Source organism: Cohaesibacter gelatinilyticus (assembly GCF_900215605.1).
Taxonomy (GTDB): Bacteria; Pseudomonadota; Alphaproteobacteria; order Rhizobiales; family Cohaesibacteraceae; genus Cohaesibacter; species Cohaesibacter gelatinilyticus.
This window is the reverse complement of the sequence record NZ_OBEL01000001.1, coordinates 2,021,822-2,038,351: the sequence shown is the minus strand read 5'-3', so window position 1 is coordinate 2,038,351 and position 16,530 is coordinate 2,021,822. Positions and strand designations below refer to the sequence as shown.

Here is a 16,530-nt window from a genome sequence, read left to right as displayed (position 1 = left end):
CATTGACTACTCTGCCGGAGCTGGACGAGTTATCTTGCCGATCCATTCTCGTCCCTCTTCAGGGTCTGTTGGAACCAGACGGGCGAATATCAGACTGATTGTTGCCATACCTGCACCAATCAAAAAGACAGCGGCAGGACTGACCAGCCAGATCAAGCCAAAAGCTGCCGGGATTACCACAGCGGCGATATGGTTGATGGTGAAAGCAACACCAGCTGTTGGGGCTATGTCAGCCGGATCCGCGATTTTCTGGAAATAGGTTTTCATGGCGATGGACATGGCAAAGAATGCGTGATCGATGACATAGAGCGTTGCCGCCACCCATGGGCTGGAAACAAAAGCATAGGCCACGAAGACACCAATCAGACCAATATATTCAATGGTCAGCATCTTTCGCTCACCAAAACGGCCTATATATTGGCCAATCTTGGGTGCAAAGAGCATGTTGAAGACGCAATTGATCAGAAAAAGGGCAGAGATTTCATGAACATGATAACCGAATTTCTCTACCATCATGAAGCCCGCAAAAACCGTGAAAATCTGACGTCTCGCGCCTCCCATGAAAGTCAGGGCGTAGTAAAGCCAATAGCGCTTGCGCAAGATTAGCTTTTTGTTCTGCGGTACCGTGGTCTGGAATTGTGGGAAGGTCAGCCACAAAAAGATAACCATGACGATGGTGATGCCACCAGCAATTGCGAAAACGGTCTCAAACGAAAGATGCAGGGTTTTCCAGGTGATGAAAATGATGCCATAGGCCGCTATCTGCGCCATGGCAGCAACTGACATGACCTTACCCATCATGGCCGGAGCCTGATCTTTCGGGAACCATTGCAGCGATAAGGATTGATTGGCCGTTTCATAATAGTGAAAGCCAATGGACATCACGATGGTTGTAAAATAGAGGCCCCAAGCTGTTGGAAAATAGCCAGTAATGCCAACACCAATGCCAAGTGCGAGCAAGGCGAGGAGCGCGAACGTCTGTTCTTTCAAGATCAACAACACAAAAATGGCAGTGAATGCCAAAAAGCCGGGTATCTCGCGGATCGATTGCTGGATGCCGATTTCCTTACCAGTGAACCCAATCTCATTCACTGCAAAATTGTTCAGCAAGGTCCACCAGCTGGCAAATGACAGCTGCATGGTTGCACTCATCAGCATGAGCATCAAAAGGGGAGTCTTCCAGGAGCTTGTCCCGGCAGGAGCAGTGGCGTGCATATTGGACCTGAAATCTGAGGAAACAGGGCTGCACTTTACCAAGTCGGCAATCAATCAGTCAAATGAAAGGGTTTGATAGAATTGATGAATGAGATTGATAGTCACTATTGCAAATGCCTGCGAATAATGTCGTGCGGTAGGGCAGGGACGAAATTGTCATCTCTACCTGTTGTGTCTTCATTCGCGATCATGGAATTGATGATTGCTTCTTCTGTCGATTGAACGACTGCGGTGAAGAATGGATCCATTTGTTCATCCGGGATCATGTCCAGGGATTGGACTGAGCAATTATCCGTCTTGGCTGCTGGATGATTGGCCGTTGAGAATGCGAGGAAGATATCGCCTGATCCATGACGGGCGATGCCACCGGTTTTGCTCATGCCGATGCCAATACGACGAGCGAGGCGTTTGAGCTGATGTGGTAGAAGAGGCGCGTCGGTGGCAATAATGCCGATGATGGATGATAGCTCTGGATTGGTGCTGTTCTGGATCATCTGTGGCTTGATCAAGCCAGCTCCGATATTGTTGCCCAGAATGGTCAGTTCTTCTCGTGCGCCAAAATTGGCCTGTACAAATGAACCGATCGTGTAGGTTTTGCCATTGAATTCCACCAAGCGTGATGCAGTGCCTGAGCCGGCCTTGAAGCCAAAGCATTTCATGCCTGTACCGCCGCCAACACTGCCTTCCTCAATCGGGCCGGTGATCGCGCTCTCTATTGCTTCAAACACATGCTCTTTGGTGATGTGAAAGCCATTTATGTCATTGAGGAAACCATCATAGGTCTCCGCTGCCACAGGTAAACCAAAACTATCATTGAATTGCTCAGGCCAGGCTCTAGTGGCCCATTCTATGGTCGCGTCGCGAGTTGTGCCGCAGCTATGGGTGTTGGTGATGGTAATTGGAAGGCCGAATTTGCCGACTTCTTCGATATAGTGAGAGCCAGTTAGCTCGCCATTGCCATTGAGGCTGTGGATGCCCGCAAAGACGGGATCAAAGGTTGCATTGATCGGGCGAGGCAGGATGGCGGTCACGCCAGTGCGGATGGGGCCTTGGCCAACCGATAGAGGTCCGCTTCCCTTATTGAGCGTCACATAACCAACGCGAATGCCTTCCACATCCGTGATGCTGTTCCATTCACCGGTTTTGCCAGAAAACTTCAAACCCAGACCGGCAGCACGTGTCTTGCCAGATGGAGTGGTCAATTTCGGGTTGGTCATGGAGCACTCCAATATGCGGGTTTGAATTGGTTTGAAGGAAAGAGCTAGCGCATCAACTCGCGCATGGCTTGATCGATGCCCTCCAGTGTTAGTGGGAACATCCGATCCTGCATGATCTGTTTGAGCATGCCAATCGAATAGGTGTACTCCCAGTGACGCTCAGGGGTCGGGTTTAGCCAAACCACCTGATTATAAATATCTTGCACCCGTTCCAGCCAGGTATGGCCCGCTTCATCATTCCAATGTTCGACCGAGCCACCCGGATGGGAAATCTCGTAGGGAGACATGGCGGCGTCTCCGACGAAGATGATTTTATAGTCCGAGCCAAATTTATGCAGGATGTCCCAAGTGGACATGCGCTCACTATAGCGGCGGGCATTATCTTTCCAGACGAACTCATACAGACAATTGTGGAAGTAGAAATATTCCAGCTGTTTGAATTCGGTGCGCACTGCCGAGAAAAGCTCTTCGCAGCTTTTGACGTGATCATCCATGGAGCCACCAATGTCAAAGAAGATAAGAACCTTCACTGCATTATGACGTTCCGGGCGCATCTTGATATCGAGATAACCTTTATGGGCGGTGTTGCGAATGGTGCCGGATAGATCCAGTTCTTCCTGGCTGCCGGTGCGGGCAAATTCACGAAGGCGGCGAAGCGCGATCTTGATGTTGCGGGTACCGAGATCCAGATCTCCGTCCAGATCCTTGAACTCTCGCTTGTCCCAAACCTTTACGGCGCGTCGGTGGCGCGACTCGTGCTGGCCAATGCGGATGCCTTCGGGGTTATAGCCATAGGCCCCGAAGGGGGAGGTGCCCGCTGTGCCGATCCATTTGGAGCCACCCTGATGGCGGTCTTTTTGCTCTTTGAGGCGCTCTTTCAAAGTTTCCATCAGCTTCTCGAAGCCGCCCAAGGCTTCGATCTCGGCTTTCTCTTCTTCAGTGAGGAATTTCTCGGCCAGTTTCTTTAGCCATTCCTCAGGGATAGGGGCTTCTTCAACGGCATCAGATACCGTTTCCAGCCCTTTGAAGACGGTGGAGAAGACACGATCAAACTTGTCGAGATTGGTCTCGTCTTTCACCAAGGCGGCGCGGGAGAGGAAATAGAAGTCTTCGACATTCTTCTCTGCCAAATCTGCTTCCAATGCTTCCATCAGCATCAGATATTCACGCAAGGAAACCGGAACTTTGGCGGCCCTCAATTCGGCGAAGAAATGGATGAACATGGTCTGGCCTCACTGCGGGTCTTGCTCGACTGGAAAATAGCACTTGCCAACTGATATGCGGCAAGAGGTTGCCGGTCAAGCCTGCCTTTGGGCGTTTGCTCTCTCACGGCTATTCCTGATCTGGGCGATCAGGGCCTGCGAGGGCGCGTTACTTTTCTTCGTGAACTCTGATCTGAAAAGTCTGCAACTTTTCAGGAGAACACTATGCGCTTGCCTATCGGCCGTCACCAAAGCGTTATCGCTTTGGCGGTTCATTTGCACCACATAGCTACATGCGATCATGTTTGTCAGGTGGGATTACCTTGCTCGTCCTGTTCTGATTGATCCCGAAGTGCCTTGATCACGGCGCCCAGAGTTGGGGCGGGAGCATGTTTGAAGGGCATTGGGCGACATAGAGCAATGGTCGCGAGACCAATTCGCGCGGTGAGAATGCCGTTTAGAAGCCCCTCGCCAAGTTTTGCAGAGAGGCGGGCAGCAAGGCCGTGGCCTACAATCTGTTGAAGCAGAGTTTCGCCGGCTGCCATACCACCAGTAATGGCGAGATGCCCGGCGATATGACCGGAGAGTTTCAGCATGGCGATAAAGCCGGGGCGATTGCCATAGGCTTGAGCAATGGCGCGAACCATTCTTACTGTCTCGACCAGCACCACAATGATGTCAAATAGAGCGCGTGGGCTAAGTGCTGTGACCAATGCTACGCGCTTGGCGGCCTGGTGGACACGATGGTTTGCAGCGGCATCAATCTGACTGATCAGGACTTGTTCTGTCTGTGCCAAAATGGCGTCGGAATCGAATAGATGAGGCAGATCGCTTTTTAGTGTTTGACGTGCTTTGAACAGGGCTGGTTGAGCGCTGTATAGGGAGAGCATCTGGTTGGCGAATCGCGTCGCGCTTTTCTTGTCACCATGATTGTAAAGTTGCTCAGCCTCCGCTCTCAAATGATCGAGTTTTGAGAGGCGTCTGAGGGCTAGAAATTCTCGTCCCAGAAATGCGAGGAGAGTGGTCGCCGCGATGGCCAGAAGAGCGATGCCGGTCCAACCCAACCATTCGAAACGAGCAAAGAGAGTTCGGATCAACTCGTCCAGCCAAAGGCCAAGTGCGAGCAACACCAGACCAGATAAGGCAGACCAGAAAATGGGGGCGAGTGACCAGCTTTTTTTCTGAGTCAAATCAGGGCTCTGTGCCTCTGAGTTGAGAGATTGAGTCGGATCTATTTTCTCTTGCCAAGTTGGCCGAGGTGTCATTGAAAGCTGTGCTTCAGATGGATTTTTAACTGACGGCTGAGGTTGATTTTCGGTCTTGCGATCCAACTTCACCGCGCGTGGTTTGCGGGTTTGTTGGCGCTGGTTCGAGCCGGGAGAATGGGAAGAGGGAGAGGTCATTTAAGGCTGTCTCCAAGCAGGAATTCGAGAGCGCGGTCAAGGCGGATATGAGGCAACGAAAGTGGGAAGCCTTCTGCTGTTTTATCCAGTTCCGGTGGGCGGAATTTTACAAAACACAGGGGGTCGTGATTTGGCGTGTTTTCTTCAGATTTTGATTCATCTTGTGCCTCTAAGTCTGAGCTGTCTGGGTTCCATGGTCCTTCAAATTCTGATTCAACTGCTTTGAAAACTGATTCAGGATTTTTTGGTAAGTCACCGGGAAATAAGGCGAATTCCGTTTTTCCGTCAAATTCATCTTCACCTAGAGATTCACCTTTCATCGGAATGCCGACGAGAGAGGGGAGCTGTTCGCCCTCCATCTCCAATGTGGCTTCTTGGGTTGCTCTTACGGCAGCAATGGCCATGCAAGATATTTCTGCGCCAGCGGCTTCTGCTCGGGTTGCCGCGCGCTCAACGAGACGTTGGAGGATGGCCTCCAAACGGTCGTGAGATGTGTGGTGCAGGTGATCCGCTTTGGTGGCCGCAAAGAGGATCTTATCGATGCGTCGTGAAACCAGATTGCGTAGCCAAAATCGCTTGCCTGGACGGAAGGCTTTGAGGATCTCGGTGATGGTTTCTTCCAGCTCGGCTAGGGTGTCAGATCCTTCATTTAGTGCAGCGAGCAAATCGATCAAAACAACCTGTCTGTCGAGCCGTGCAAAGTGGTCTCGATAGAAAGGAAGGATGATGGAATTCTTATAAGCTTCAAACCGCTTTTCCATCAGTGCCCAAAGTGATTTCCGATCTTTGCTATAGAGGTGATCGGGCAGTGGTGAGAAGGTCAATGCCGGGCTGTCTTTCAAATCACCTGGCATCAAAAAACGACCCGGTGTGAGTAGCGCATAGGCTCCTCGATCCTTCTTGGCACGAAGCAAATAGTCGGTGAAATGGCGAGCTGCTTTCCGAGCAATTATTTCTATCGCTGGCTCTTCATTTTTTGTATCTTTTCGAGTGACGTCTGGTTCATTGGTCAAGCTCACTGCATAGGCTAGCCAGTCGATCGAATGAGCACCATAATTGGGTCTCGCAGCTTGCTCAAATGAACGAGCCGACCATGTGCGATAATCCAGATCCATCAGGGTCAGGTCGAGCAGCCATTCGCCGGGATAATCAACCAGATCGAGAGCCAGTCGACCTCCCTGTAACTTCTGCTTCAGGGTGCCGGTGGATTGGTATTTCAGTCCCAGTCGAACTTGTGAGGTGCGGCTGGTTGAGACGGGCCAGATCCGTTTTTGGGTCAGATCGGCGATATGATCTTCATAGCGAAAACGTGGTGTGAGATCATCTGGCTGCGATGCAATTTCGGCGGAACCAATCCGGCCGGATGAATGCGCTTCAAAGCGAGGCAAACGACCGCCATGGATCATGTTGTGCAAGCTGGATGAGATAAAGATGGTTTTGCCGGAACGGGCCAAGCCTGTTATGCCAACGCGCAGGGTTGGTTCTGTCAAATCACTGGCAAAGTCTGACAAATTCGCTGCGGCGATCCGCGCTTCTTCAAAAAGGCCCATAATCCTGCTTTCCGTTCCACACCTTGTCCTTCATGTAAGCAAGCTGCGTGGGAATTGCAATCAGCAGGAATGTGGGGGAGCTGATCAGTATGTTCACAGTTCTGGTAAGACGGACTTGTCGATTGGTTCGGCTGGTTTGACCTGGTCTTCCGGTGGCAGTAGGTCACGTGGTCTGATGAAGCTGATCAAAGTTGCTTTCTGAGCGCTGACCTCGTTCCAGTTTTCGGCGTCAAAATCCAGAACAGCGAGGGCTCCTGTCGGGAATTTGGTCTCTATGTCATTTATCAACTTCGGGCTTCCTCGACCAATCAAGCGCAGGGCTATTTCCTGCATGCCGGTATTGTGGCCGATGATCATGAGGGATTTGCTATCTTGTGCATATTGGCGCAACAAGACGAGATAATCAGGTGCATGGCCTTCGTAGAGAGCGTTCAGTAGTTGGATGGAGGTATCGGAAGACAAGCCCGGAAGAATGCCGGCCAGTGTTTGACGTGTGCGCATGGCTCCAGAGCATAAAATGCGTTCTGGTTGATAGTTGTGCTTGGTCATATATCGAGCCAGATTTGGCATGTCATTACGGCCCCGTTTGTTGAGCGGGCGATCGTAATCCGCCAGAGCGGGATTGGCCCAGGATGACTTGGCGTGTCTGAGCAGATAGAGCCGCAGCATGGTGAAAGGTCCTTTGCGGGTTAAGGAGTGAGTGCTGGTTTGTTGTGTATGGTGCAGGTTAGCTCATCTGGTCAATGCCCAGAAAGCAAGATAGGCTACTTCCTACGGGCTGAATGCACCACGACTCAGCTTTCCCACCTGTTTTGTTTTCATATATCGAGATGGACTGCATTTGCATGACAAACCATTCCTATATCGACAGTTATTATCATGACACCATCGTTGCCAATGGACCAGCCCTGCCGTTGGAGGCGGGTGTGGAAGTGGATGTCTGTGTCATTGGCGCAGGCTTGGCTGGCCTGACTGCAGTGAGAGAATTGTTGCAGCATGGAAAGTCGGTTTGTCTATTGGAAGCTCATCGTGTTGGGTGGGGAGCATCTGGTCGTAATGGTGGCTTTGTCTCTGATGGTTATGCGGAAGGCACGCTAGCGCTGGAGAAAAAATTGGGCTTTGACCATGCCAAGGCACTTTTCGATCTATCCTGTGATGGCACGCGCTATGTACGTAGGGCCATTGATGAGCTGGATGCGCCCGAAGTGCCAGTGCAGGAGGGTTGGTTACGCGTTCTGCGTCATGATGGGGCAGAAGAGGGTCTGAAGCGGTCTGTTGAACGCCTCGTGGAGGCCTACGGCGCTTCCTACAGCTTCTGGGATAAAGAGCGTGTCCGTGAAACTCTGCGTTCTGAGCGTTATTTTCAAGGGATGGATGATTCTGGGGCTTTTCATATTCATCCGCTGAATTATGCATTGGCTCTGGCTGATGATATCAAGTCCAAGGGTGGCATCATTGCTGAAACGTGTGCGGCCCAGCAATTGAACAAAGATGGTGCTGGTTGGCGTGTTGCGACGTCACAGGGGCGTGACGTGAAGGCTGGTAAGATTCTTCTCTGTGGTAGTGCCTATATGGAGAAGCTCTATCCAAAGTTGGAGCGATCAATTTTGCCGGTGGCCACTTATGTGGTGACATCAGAATTGATGCCGGAGAAAATTGAGACTGCCATTCGGTATCGCGGTTGTATCGGGGATACCCGACGGGCAGGGGACTATTATCGTTTGGTGGATGATGGTCAACGTTTGCTTTGGGGTGGTCGTATCACCACCCGCAAATCCGAACCTGTGCAGCTGGCTGATATGCTTAAGAAAGACATTCAGTCTATCTATCCGCAATTGGAGGACTTCAAGATCGAGCGTGCCTGGGCTGGTTTGATGGGCTATTGCGTTCACAAGATGCCGATCATGCGTGAAATGGAGCCGGGTATCTGGGCGGCGACCGCTACAGGCGGCCATGGTTTGAATGCGACTGCGACGCTGGGCATGGTGGCTGCGGAAGCCATGGCTGGTGTTGGCGATCGCTACAAACTGTTTGAGCCATTTGAAGCGGCGTGGGGTGGTGGTGCTGTGGGTCGATTGGGGACCCAGCTTGCCTATTGGGGCATGCAGGCAATGGATTGGTGGGACGAAGTTCGTTCCTGAGCGATCTGTCTGTTATTGCTGACAACCAAATACAAAATGCCCGGTTTGAACCGGACATTTTGTTTCCTGACATGTTCGCCAATCAGCGCTGGCCACGGGCCATGAAGGCGAGGCGCTGGAACAGATGAACGTCTTGTTCGTTTTTCAGCAATGCGCCGTGCAAAGGCGGAATAGCCTTCTTGCTGTCCGTTTCGCGCAAGGTTTCCAGATCTATGTCTTCATTGACCAGCAGCTTGATCCAGTCCAGAAGCTCTGATGTGGAGGGTTTCTTTTTCAGACCTGGTACCTCACGGATGGAATAGAAGCTGGAAAGAGCCTGCTGAAGAAGGCGGGACTTGATGTCAGGGAAATGCACCTCGACGATGTCGTGCATGGTCTCTTCGTCCGGGAATTTGATATAGTGGAAGAAACAACGACGCAGAAAGGCGTCGGGGAGTTCTTTTTCATTGTTGGAAGTGATGATGATGATCGGGCGTTGTTTGGCCTTTATCCGCTCACCGGTTTCATAGACATGGAATTCCATGCGATCGAGTTCTTGCAAAAGATCATTTGGAAATTCAATATCGGCCTTGTCGATTTCGTCGATCAACAATACGGGGCGTTTGTCGCTGACAAATGCATCCCATACCTTGCCTTTACGGATATAGTTGGCGATGTCCTTGACCCGCTCATCACCCAGCTGGCTGTCTCTCAGGCGTGATACCGCGTCATATTCATACAAGCCTTGTTGCGCTTTGGTTGTCGACTTGATGTTCCATTCGATCATTGGTGCATCAAGAGCGTTGGCGACTTCCTGAGCCAGAACAGTTTTGCCGGTGCCGGGTTCTCCTTTGATCAGGAGGGGGCGTTCCAGAGCGATGGCGGCATTTACCGCGATCTGCAGATCTTCTGTCGCGACGTAATTGGCGGTGCCTTCAAAACGCATGAGGTAACCTTCTTAATTCCTGGATATGCCCTATGCGGGCTGATTGTGGCAGACCCTATTGCGCTCATTGTGAGATGGCAAGGGTCCAAAGGGTGGTCGCAATTGCCTAGAGGGCGGTAATTTTTTCCCCCTTTGAGGGTTGGTGGAAGATATTTCCTGCTTAATAGAAGGTTAAATTTAATGTAACTAATTGATATATATTATTTAAAAATAATTTACCAAGTTGGCCCGTTCCTTGCTGTGTTACTCAACAACCTTGTGTGTATCAGATTTGTAAAAAAGGATGAGAGATGGGTCTTTTTGCTGCTTTGAATGCCTCTGTGAGTGGCTTGCGTGCGCAGTCGAACGCTCTGGAGAATATTTCCGGTAATATCGCGAACTCTCGTACGACCGGTTTCAAACGCGTCGACACGTCTTTTGTTGACCTTGTTTCCAACTCCAATACTTCGATCAACGCGCAGCGCTCCGGTGCAGTCCTGTCGAATTCACGTCAGACCAATACCGTTTCAGGTGTAGTTCAGCGTTCCGATACCGGTACGCATATGGCTATTTCGGGTGATGGCTATTTCGTTGTCCAGAAGAAGATTGGTGAAGCTGACGGGCGCCCGATTCTGGAGGAGGTGCCTTATTATACGCGTCGCGGTGATTTTTCGCTCGATAAAGATGGTTATCTGGTCAATGGCGCTGGCTATTATCTCAATACCATTGAATTGGATGATACGACCGGAAACCCGGTTGGGTCTGTTCCAACTGTGCTGCGTGTCGATAATGATTTCATGGAAGCTGACGCGACGACCGAAATTACCTATAAAGGTAACCTTGCCAGCTATCCACAGACAACCAATGCTGACAAGAATGTTGTTGGTTCAGAATTGATGAACCCGGCCAATTATACCAATGATCCGACCGTTGGTGGTGCTGGTTTTGTACAGGCAGCAGATGAAACGCGGTTTCTAGCTGACTCCATTGCCGGCGGAGCGATTACTGCCTATACGGCAAACGGTTCCACTGCTTCGGTGCAGATGCGTTGGTCAAAGACCTCGACCAGCCCTGATACCTGGAACCTGTTCTACTTGACTGACAGCACCGCTACTGGTGCCAATGCCAAATGGCGCAACGTTGGTCAGAACTATATTTTCAATGCGACGGGTGAACTGAATCCGCCACTGGCGAGTGTCACAGTTACCAGTCTTACGATTGATGGTGTGAATCTGGGCAATATCAGTCTGAACCACGGCGGTGACGGCATGACCCAGTTCTCCAACTCCAACGGCAATGCCAAGGTCAATATCTCGCAAAATGGTGCGGCTGCCGGTGAATTGCTGGATGTGAAAATTTCTGATACCGGCAAGATTGTGGCCAGCTATTCCAATAGTAAGACCCGAAATATTGCTGAAATTCCATTGGCCTCCTTTAATGGTGATAATTATCTGGCTCGACAAGATGGCGGTGTGTTCCGTCAGACAGAGGAATCTGGTCAGGCCATTTTGGGGGCAACCGGATCGATTGAAGGATCTGCGACGGAAGCCTCCAATACTGATATTGCGGAAGAATTTTCCAAGATGATCGTAACCCAGCAGGCCTATTCGGCCAATACGCGGGTTCTGACAACTTCCAAAGATATGTTGCAAGAGATCATGCAGGTGATCAGATAACGCCTTGATGGGGTTTCCAAGGGCTTTGGGCGCCCTTTTGAACGGTGTGTAAGACAAGAAGACCAGTCCGGCATGCTGTCGGGCCGGTGAGGATGGTACCATTCTGGTGCCGGTGAGGAAGATATGTCGCTTAGCAATGCTATCAATTTGGCAACATCGGGCCTGACGGTCACTCGTCAGGAGCTGGATGTTGTTGCGGGTAACATCGCCAATGCCCAGACACCGGGCTACACCTCCAAGACAACCGCTCGCAAGACGGCTATCGGTGATGGTCGAACAATTGGCGTTTTGTCGAACGGGACCAAGCGCAGTCTTGATATGCATGTTCAAAAGCAATATTGGCGTGAAAGTGCGGCGACTGAATATACCAAGTTGATGAGCACTTATTTGCATCGGGTGGATCAAACTTTTGGTGAACCGGGAAGTGCGAATGCACTGGATACTGGTATCAATAATCTGACCAAATCCATGCAGGCGCTTGTAACAAGCCCGGATAGCCAGGTGGCGCGAGAAGACATGCTCTCGCATGCGGCCCTGTTGGCCCAGCAGCTGAATACAGCCAGCAATGATATCCAGACCATGCGTCAGGAAGTTGAAGGCGCCCTGAATGATGCGGTTGAGACAATCAATCATTCTCTGGAACAGATCGAACGATTGAATGATCAAATTCAGCGATACTCTACGGACGGGAGCGAGCCGTCAGCACTGTTGGATGAGCGGGATAGCTATATCAACAAGGTTGCTGGCTTGGTGGATATTGAAGTCCAACACGGCACGAACAACAATATCCGTATCAATACCACCAGCGGCACAACCTTGTTTGACCGTGAAGCGGTCAAATTGGAATTCAACGCCAATCCAAATGTTACGGCCGAGTCCAAATGGGATTCTGATTCCAGCAAATCCTCATTGGGATCGATCATGCTGGTCTCTGATCATGGCAATCGAATCGATCTGACATCGGATAAATCCTTCCAGTCCGGCAAGGTCGCAGCTCTTGTGGAGATGCGTGACCAAACACTGGTTGAGGCGCAGGCTCAATTGGATGAGATTGCGGCGGGTTTGGCGACAGCCTTGTCCAACAAGCAAGTTGATAGCACAGATGCCACCGTTGGTGCACAGACTGGCAAGGCGGTTGATTTGGCCGGACTCCAGTCTGGTAACCCGATCACTCTGACCTATAAAGACAATGGTACAGGTCAGACGCACACTGTGACCTATATGCGCGTGGACAGTGCTTCATCCCTGCCATTGAGCAATGATGCAACCAGCCGCATTGATGACCGGGTCGTCGGGATCAATTTTTCAGGCGGCATGGCCAGTGTGGTGTCGCAAATTCAGGCTGATCTGGGTGCCAATTTTACTGTCAGTAATCCGTCCGGCGACAATTTGCAAATTGTCGATGATGGGGCTGCCAATGCGGTGGACGTCGTTGCCCTGAGTGCATCGGTGACGGTGACTGGCCTTGAAGATGCTTCGGGAAAATTGCCGCTCTTTGTTGATGGCGGGCAGGGCAACAAGGTTTTTACCGGTGCAGTGGAAGGTACACATCAAAAGGTTGGTTTTGCGAGCCGGATTGAAGTCAATATCTCGCTGAAGAATGATCCGGCCAAGCTTGTGCAATATGGTGCAGGGGTTGGTAATGCAGATCAGACACGCCCCAAAGCCCTTTATGATGCGTTGGAGAATACCAAATATGTATTCTCCTACAAGACGGGGATCGGGTCGGCGGCTCAACCTGCGGAGATGAGCGTTAGTGATTTTGCCCGTCAGGTCATCTCCTATCAAGGTGGACAGGCGGAGACAGCCAAGACACGCCATTCCGGTCAGCAGATTGCCATGAACAATGTGCAATCGCGCATGGATGATATATCAAAAGTTGATACGGACGGAGAGCTGGCCAAGCTGATGGAGTTGCAAAATGCCTATTCAGCCAATGCCCGGGTTCTGACCGCCATTCGAGAAATGCTTAATGCTTTGATGAGGGTCTAGGCGACCTTGCTGTTGGATTATAGGTGATTGACATGATTGGTACTGTTTCCGGCTATTCATCAACCATGATGGTGCAAACGCTGCAGAAGAACCGGGATGATCTTCAGGATGCCATGCGCCAGATCGGTACCGGTCGTGCATCGACGACTTATGGTGGTCTTGGCAATGATCGCGGACTTGCTTTGGATTTGCGGCATGAGATCTCACAGATCGACATGTTCAAAAGCAATATCGAGCAAATGCAGACACGTATCAAGGTCATGGATGACTCTTTGAAGCGCATCAATGGTATCGGCACCGAGGTTCGTGAATCTGCTCGGACGACCGAATATAATATGACGTCCGAAAACAAGTCCATGGCGCAGATTTCATCTACGACCCTGATGAAAGAGATGCTGGGGTTGCTGGATACGGAAATTAACGGACGGCACTTGTTCGCGGGGAAGAATACCGATAAAGCCCCGACGCTGGATTATGATCAGATCATGTATGGTCATAATGGTCAGCAAGGATTGATTGACGTTACCAATGAACGGATTGCCGCTGATAAGGGTACTGATGGATTGGGCCGTCTGGCACTGACCAATACTGCTGCAAATGTATCTTTGGATGAAGCTGCGACCGTATTCGGCCTCAAACTGAACAGTGTCAGCAACGGTCTGACCGGTGCAAGTGTTACAGGTCCTACTGGTGATCCGGCAACATTGGATGTCGATTTTGCCAGCAAGCCCAATGCAAACCAGGAATTGGTCTTGACCTTTGATCTGCCAGGAGGGGGAAAGCACTCGATTACCTTGAAAGCGTCAGACAATCCAACCGAATTGGGTGATGGTTATTTTCAGGTAGGGACGGATCCCAACGGGAATGCGGCTTCCTTGAAAACAGAGCTGGAAGCTCAGTTGAAAAAAGTTGTTACGGCGGAAGGAGAGGCGGCATCCCGAGTGGCAGCAGCCTTGGATTTCTTCAGTACCGGTAATGGTGGGGAACCAAAACGTGTGGTTGGTAGTCCTCCTGAAACAGCAACTACACTGGATACGGCTACCGTTGCAGGTAAGCCAACCGTGAATTGGTATGTTGGCGACAATGGTACTGATAGTGCGCGTGGAACGGCCAAGGCGCAAATAGATACGAATCTTGAAGTCGAATATGGTGTGCGTGCTAACGAGAAAGGTTTTGCTCGCCAGTTGGCTTATATCGCTGCCTATTCCATACCAGAATATACGACAGATGGAAGTGTCGACAAGAACCGCTACAAGGCGATGACCAGTGCCGTGGCGGGTGGCTTGTCCATCAACCAACAGCAACAAACGGTACAAACCATCCAGTCAGAGCTTGCCATCACCAACAAGATGGGAACACAAACCAATGATCGTCACAAAGTAACTGAAAACATGATGAAAACCATGTCGGATGGCATTGAGGGTATCAATAAGGAAGAGGTGGCTGTGAAAGTGATGAATCTGCAAAACCGGATGCAGATGACCTATCAGACCACTTCCATATTGTTCAATCTGAGTTTGTCAAAATATATCTAGACCGCAAAGCCAACACTTGAACTATTGAATTCCAAACTGCGAACAAGAATGCCTGTTTTGGTTGCCAACTGGCCAGCTATCGATATGGTAGCTGGCCTTTTATTTTGCTGTCATATTTTGGATTTTGACAGCTGGAGGTGAGAGAGGCTTGAAAAGCGGTGGTATGGAATTTGTAAAACAAAAGGGCGCTCCAAAATTGGATCGCCCTGATATATTTCGGTTTTTGCTTGAATTCAAGCCGGGGTAGATCTGAGACCTTCTGCAATATTCTTATTGATATTGATCAGGCTGTCGACTGACTTGTTTTCTGGATCTGTCATGATTTCGAGAGTGTGGTTGAAGGTAAAAATACCGAGATTAACCAGATTCTCTCTAACGGCTTTGGGCATTCCGTGATTTTCATCGAGAAGCTCGCCGACAAAGATCGTCCAGAGCTTGCGGTTGAAAGTCAGTGCTTCATCCAGCTCATCGCTCTTCAAACCGTTGGCCTTTGCGCGATTCAGTTTGGCTGCTGCTTGTAAAAGAAGATTTGCTTCCAATTCACGGGGGTCACCCGTCTTCTGGCCGGTGTCCTGATAGGCTGTTGCTGCTGCTGCCTGATTGTACATCCCGAAGTAACTCCTCTTCATACCTGATGAGAGCTTTTGCCTCTTTAAGTGCAGCATAGAGAGAATTGGTTAATATTTTATTATTTATGGCATCAACGAGTGTTAATGCGCTGGGCGCAGCCTGTAAAAACTGATTCACCAAAGTAAAATACAATTCTTTATGTTTGGCGATATCTTCGCCGAGATACATCAATTGCACACACAAATAAATGCGTTTGGCGGGGCTGTTGGCAGTCTCTGATGTCAGAATATCCTTTTCACGCATGATGGGGGCTTCACCATCTACGAAGATGCGTGCACGGCTATCTCCATTGGTGATGACACTGTTGCCGATGATGATACGTTCACCTGGTCGAAGTTCAATTTTAAGCGACATGAGGACGTCCTTGCCATTTTGCGGTCTTTTGCGCAAAGCTGTCTGACTGATAAAGCAATCAGGAAACCAAGGCAAAAAAAAAGGCGGGGTAACCCCCCGCCTTGATTGTTTTATATGTCCGATTAAGCCCGGAGGAACCGCGTAACGGCCTGGTCTGCCTGAGATGCCAGAGACAAGGCTGTTGTGGACAGCTGCTGACGGGTCTGCAATGCCAGCATGTTCGCACCTTCCTCGTTGGAATCGGCCAGAACCAGAGCATCGGCACCTGTTTGCAAGGTGTTGATGCTTTCCTTGGTGTAATCCTTACGGATTTGCACGGTGGAAAGGTTCGAACCGAAGGTAGAGGCCTGCTTGCGCAATGTCGTCAGAGCTTCTGATAGAGAATCCAGCTTGAGGTTGGATTCATCTGCACTCAAGGAACTTGCATCGCTGATTTTCAATCCGCTTGATGTCAAGTCAGCAGACTTGATGACCAGTTCGGATTTCTTGTCATCACGATGTTCGTTGAAGGCCACCGTCAAATCACTTCCGGTACCATTGATCAGATTGATGCCATTGAAGCTGGAGTCAGCTGCAAGCTTGTCAACCTGTTTCAGGATGTCGTTGAACTGTGTTACCAGCTCAGCGTTATCGGCATCGGAGGTAGAGGCGTAGTTGGTGATGGTGAACGTATCTGCATCGCCAGATGTTGCACCAGCGGTATAGGATACG

Annotated in this window: 14 protein-coding genes; 4 read left to right on the top strand and 10 right to left on the bottom strand. The window is 50.4% G+C overall.

The features are described from left to right. Positions 1-6: 6 nt before the first annotated feature. From CRO57_RS09285 to CRO57_RS09255, 6 genes are all read right to left on the bottom strand, one after another. Positions 7-1,152 carry an MFS transporter gene (locus tag CRO57_RS09285; RefSeq protein ID WP_342068279.1) on the bottom strand — a complete coding sequence of 382 codons (1,146 nt, stop codon included), beginning with the start codon at positions 1,150-1,152 and terminating at the stop codon, positions 7-9. A 167-nt stretch (positions 1,153-1,319) separates the two neighbouring features. Continuing rightward, positions 1,320-2,432, bottom strand: a complete 1,113-nt coding sequence (locus CRO57_RS09280) for a DmpA family aminopeptidase (protein ID WP_097152970.1) — start codon at positions 2,430-2,432, stop codon at positions 1,320-1,322. Positions 2,433-2,476: 44 nt separating this feature from the next. Beyond that, positions 2,477-3,655 carry a vWA domain-containing protein gene (locus CRO57_RS09275; protein WP_097152969.1) on the bottom strand — a complete coding sequence of 393 codons (1,179 nt, stop codon included), beginning with the start codon at positions 3,653-3,655 and terminating at the stop codon, positions 2,477-2,479. A 287-nt stretch (positions 3,656-3,942) separates the two neighbouring features. Further along, complete coding sequence (locus CRO57_RS09265) at positions 3,943-5,037, bottom strand: YcjF family protein (protein WP_097152967.1); 1,095 nt, start codon at positions 5,035-5,037, stop codon at positions 3,943-3,945. Next, on the bottom strand, positions 5,034-6,587 hold the full coding sequence (locus tag CRO57_RS09260) for a YcjX family GTP-binding protein (protein ID WP_097152966.1): 1,554 nt from the start codon (positions 6,585-6,587) through the stop codon (positions 5,034-5,036). The genes CRO57_RS09265 and CRO57_RS09260 overlap by 4 nt, the downstream gene beginning before the upstream one ends. A 93-nt stretch (positions 6,588-6,680) precedes the next feature. Next, entirely contained in the window at positions 6,681-7,256 is a 576-nt protein-coding gene (locus tag CRO57_RS09255; protein ID WP_097152965.1) for a SixA phosphatase family protein, read from the bottom strand. Between the two features lie 176 nt (positions 7,257-7,432). Between CRO57_RS09255 and CRO57_RS09250 the strand changes: the two genes are divergently transcribed. Further along, entirely contained in the window at positions 7,433-8,728 is a 1,296-nt protein-coding gene (locus CRO57_RS09250; RefSeq protein WP_170956004.1) for an NAD(P)/FAD-dependent oxidoreductase, read from the top strand. Positions 8,729-8,810: 82 nt separating this feature from the next. Here the strand turns inward: CRO57_RS09250 and CRO57_RS09245 are convergent, their stop codons facing one another. Next, on the bottom strand, positions 8,811-9,653 hold the full coding sequence (locus CRO57_RS09245; protein ID WP_097152963.1) for an AAA family ATPase: 843 nt from the start codon (positions 9,651-9,653) through the stop codon (positions 8,811-8,813). A 290-nt stretch (positions 9,654-9,943) separates the two neighbouring features. On the opposite strand from CRO57_RS09245, the gene CRO57_RS09240 reads away from it, so the two are divergent. The 3 genes from CRO57_RS09240 to CRO57_RS09230 all read left to right on the top strand — a co-directional run bounded on the left by CRO57_RS09240 (position 9,944) and on the right by CRO57_RS09230 (position 14,835). Continuing rightward, positions 9,944-11,308: a flagellar hook protein FlgE gene (locus tag CRO57_RS09240; RefSeq protein ID WP_097152962.1), complete on the top strand. Its 1,365-nt coding sequence runs from the start codon at positions 9,944-9,946 to the stop codon at positions 11,306-11,308. 123 nt (positions 11,309-11,431) lie between these two features. Beyond that, the gene (flgK, locus tag CRO57_RS09235) at positions 11,432-13,300 is read left to right on the top strand and encodes a flagellar hook-associated protein FlgK (protein ID WP_097152961.1); all 1,869 of its coding nucleotides are present in this window, start codon (positions 11,432-11,434) and stop codon (positions 13,298-13,300) included. 32 nt (positions 13,301-13,332) lie between these two features. Further along, the gene (locus CRO57_RS09230) at positions 13,333-14,835 is read left to right on the top strand and encodes a flagellin (RefSeq protein WP_141401209.1); all 1,503 of its coding nucleotides are present in this window, start codon (positions 13,333-13,335) and stop codon (positions 14,833-14,835) included. Between the two features lie 233 nt (positions 14,836-15,068). Here CRO57_RS09230 and flaF read toward each other — a convergent pair whose 3' ends face one another. From flaF to CRO57_RS09215, 3 genes are all read right to left on the bottom strand, one after another. Further along, complete coding sequence (gene flaF, locus CRO57_RS09225; protein WP_097152959.1) at positions 15,069-15,443, bottom strand: flagellar biosynthesis regulator FlaF; 375 nt, start codon at positions 15,441-15,443, stop codon at positions 15,069-15,071. Continuing rightward, positions 15,385-15,819, bottom strand: a complete 435-nt coding sequence (gene flbT, locus CRO57_RS09220; protein ID WP_097152958.1) for a flagellar biosynthesis repressor FlbT — start codon at positions 15,817-15,819, stop codon at positions 15,385-15,387. Before flbT ends, flaF begins: the two co-directional genes overlap by 59 nt. 122 nt (positions 15,820-15,941) lie before the next feature. Then, positions 15,942-16,530 (bottom strand): flagellin (locus CRO57_RS09215; protein WP_280176168.1); only part of this gene is annotated, 589 nt, incomplete at its 5' end.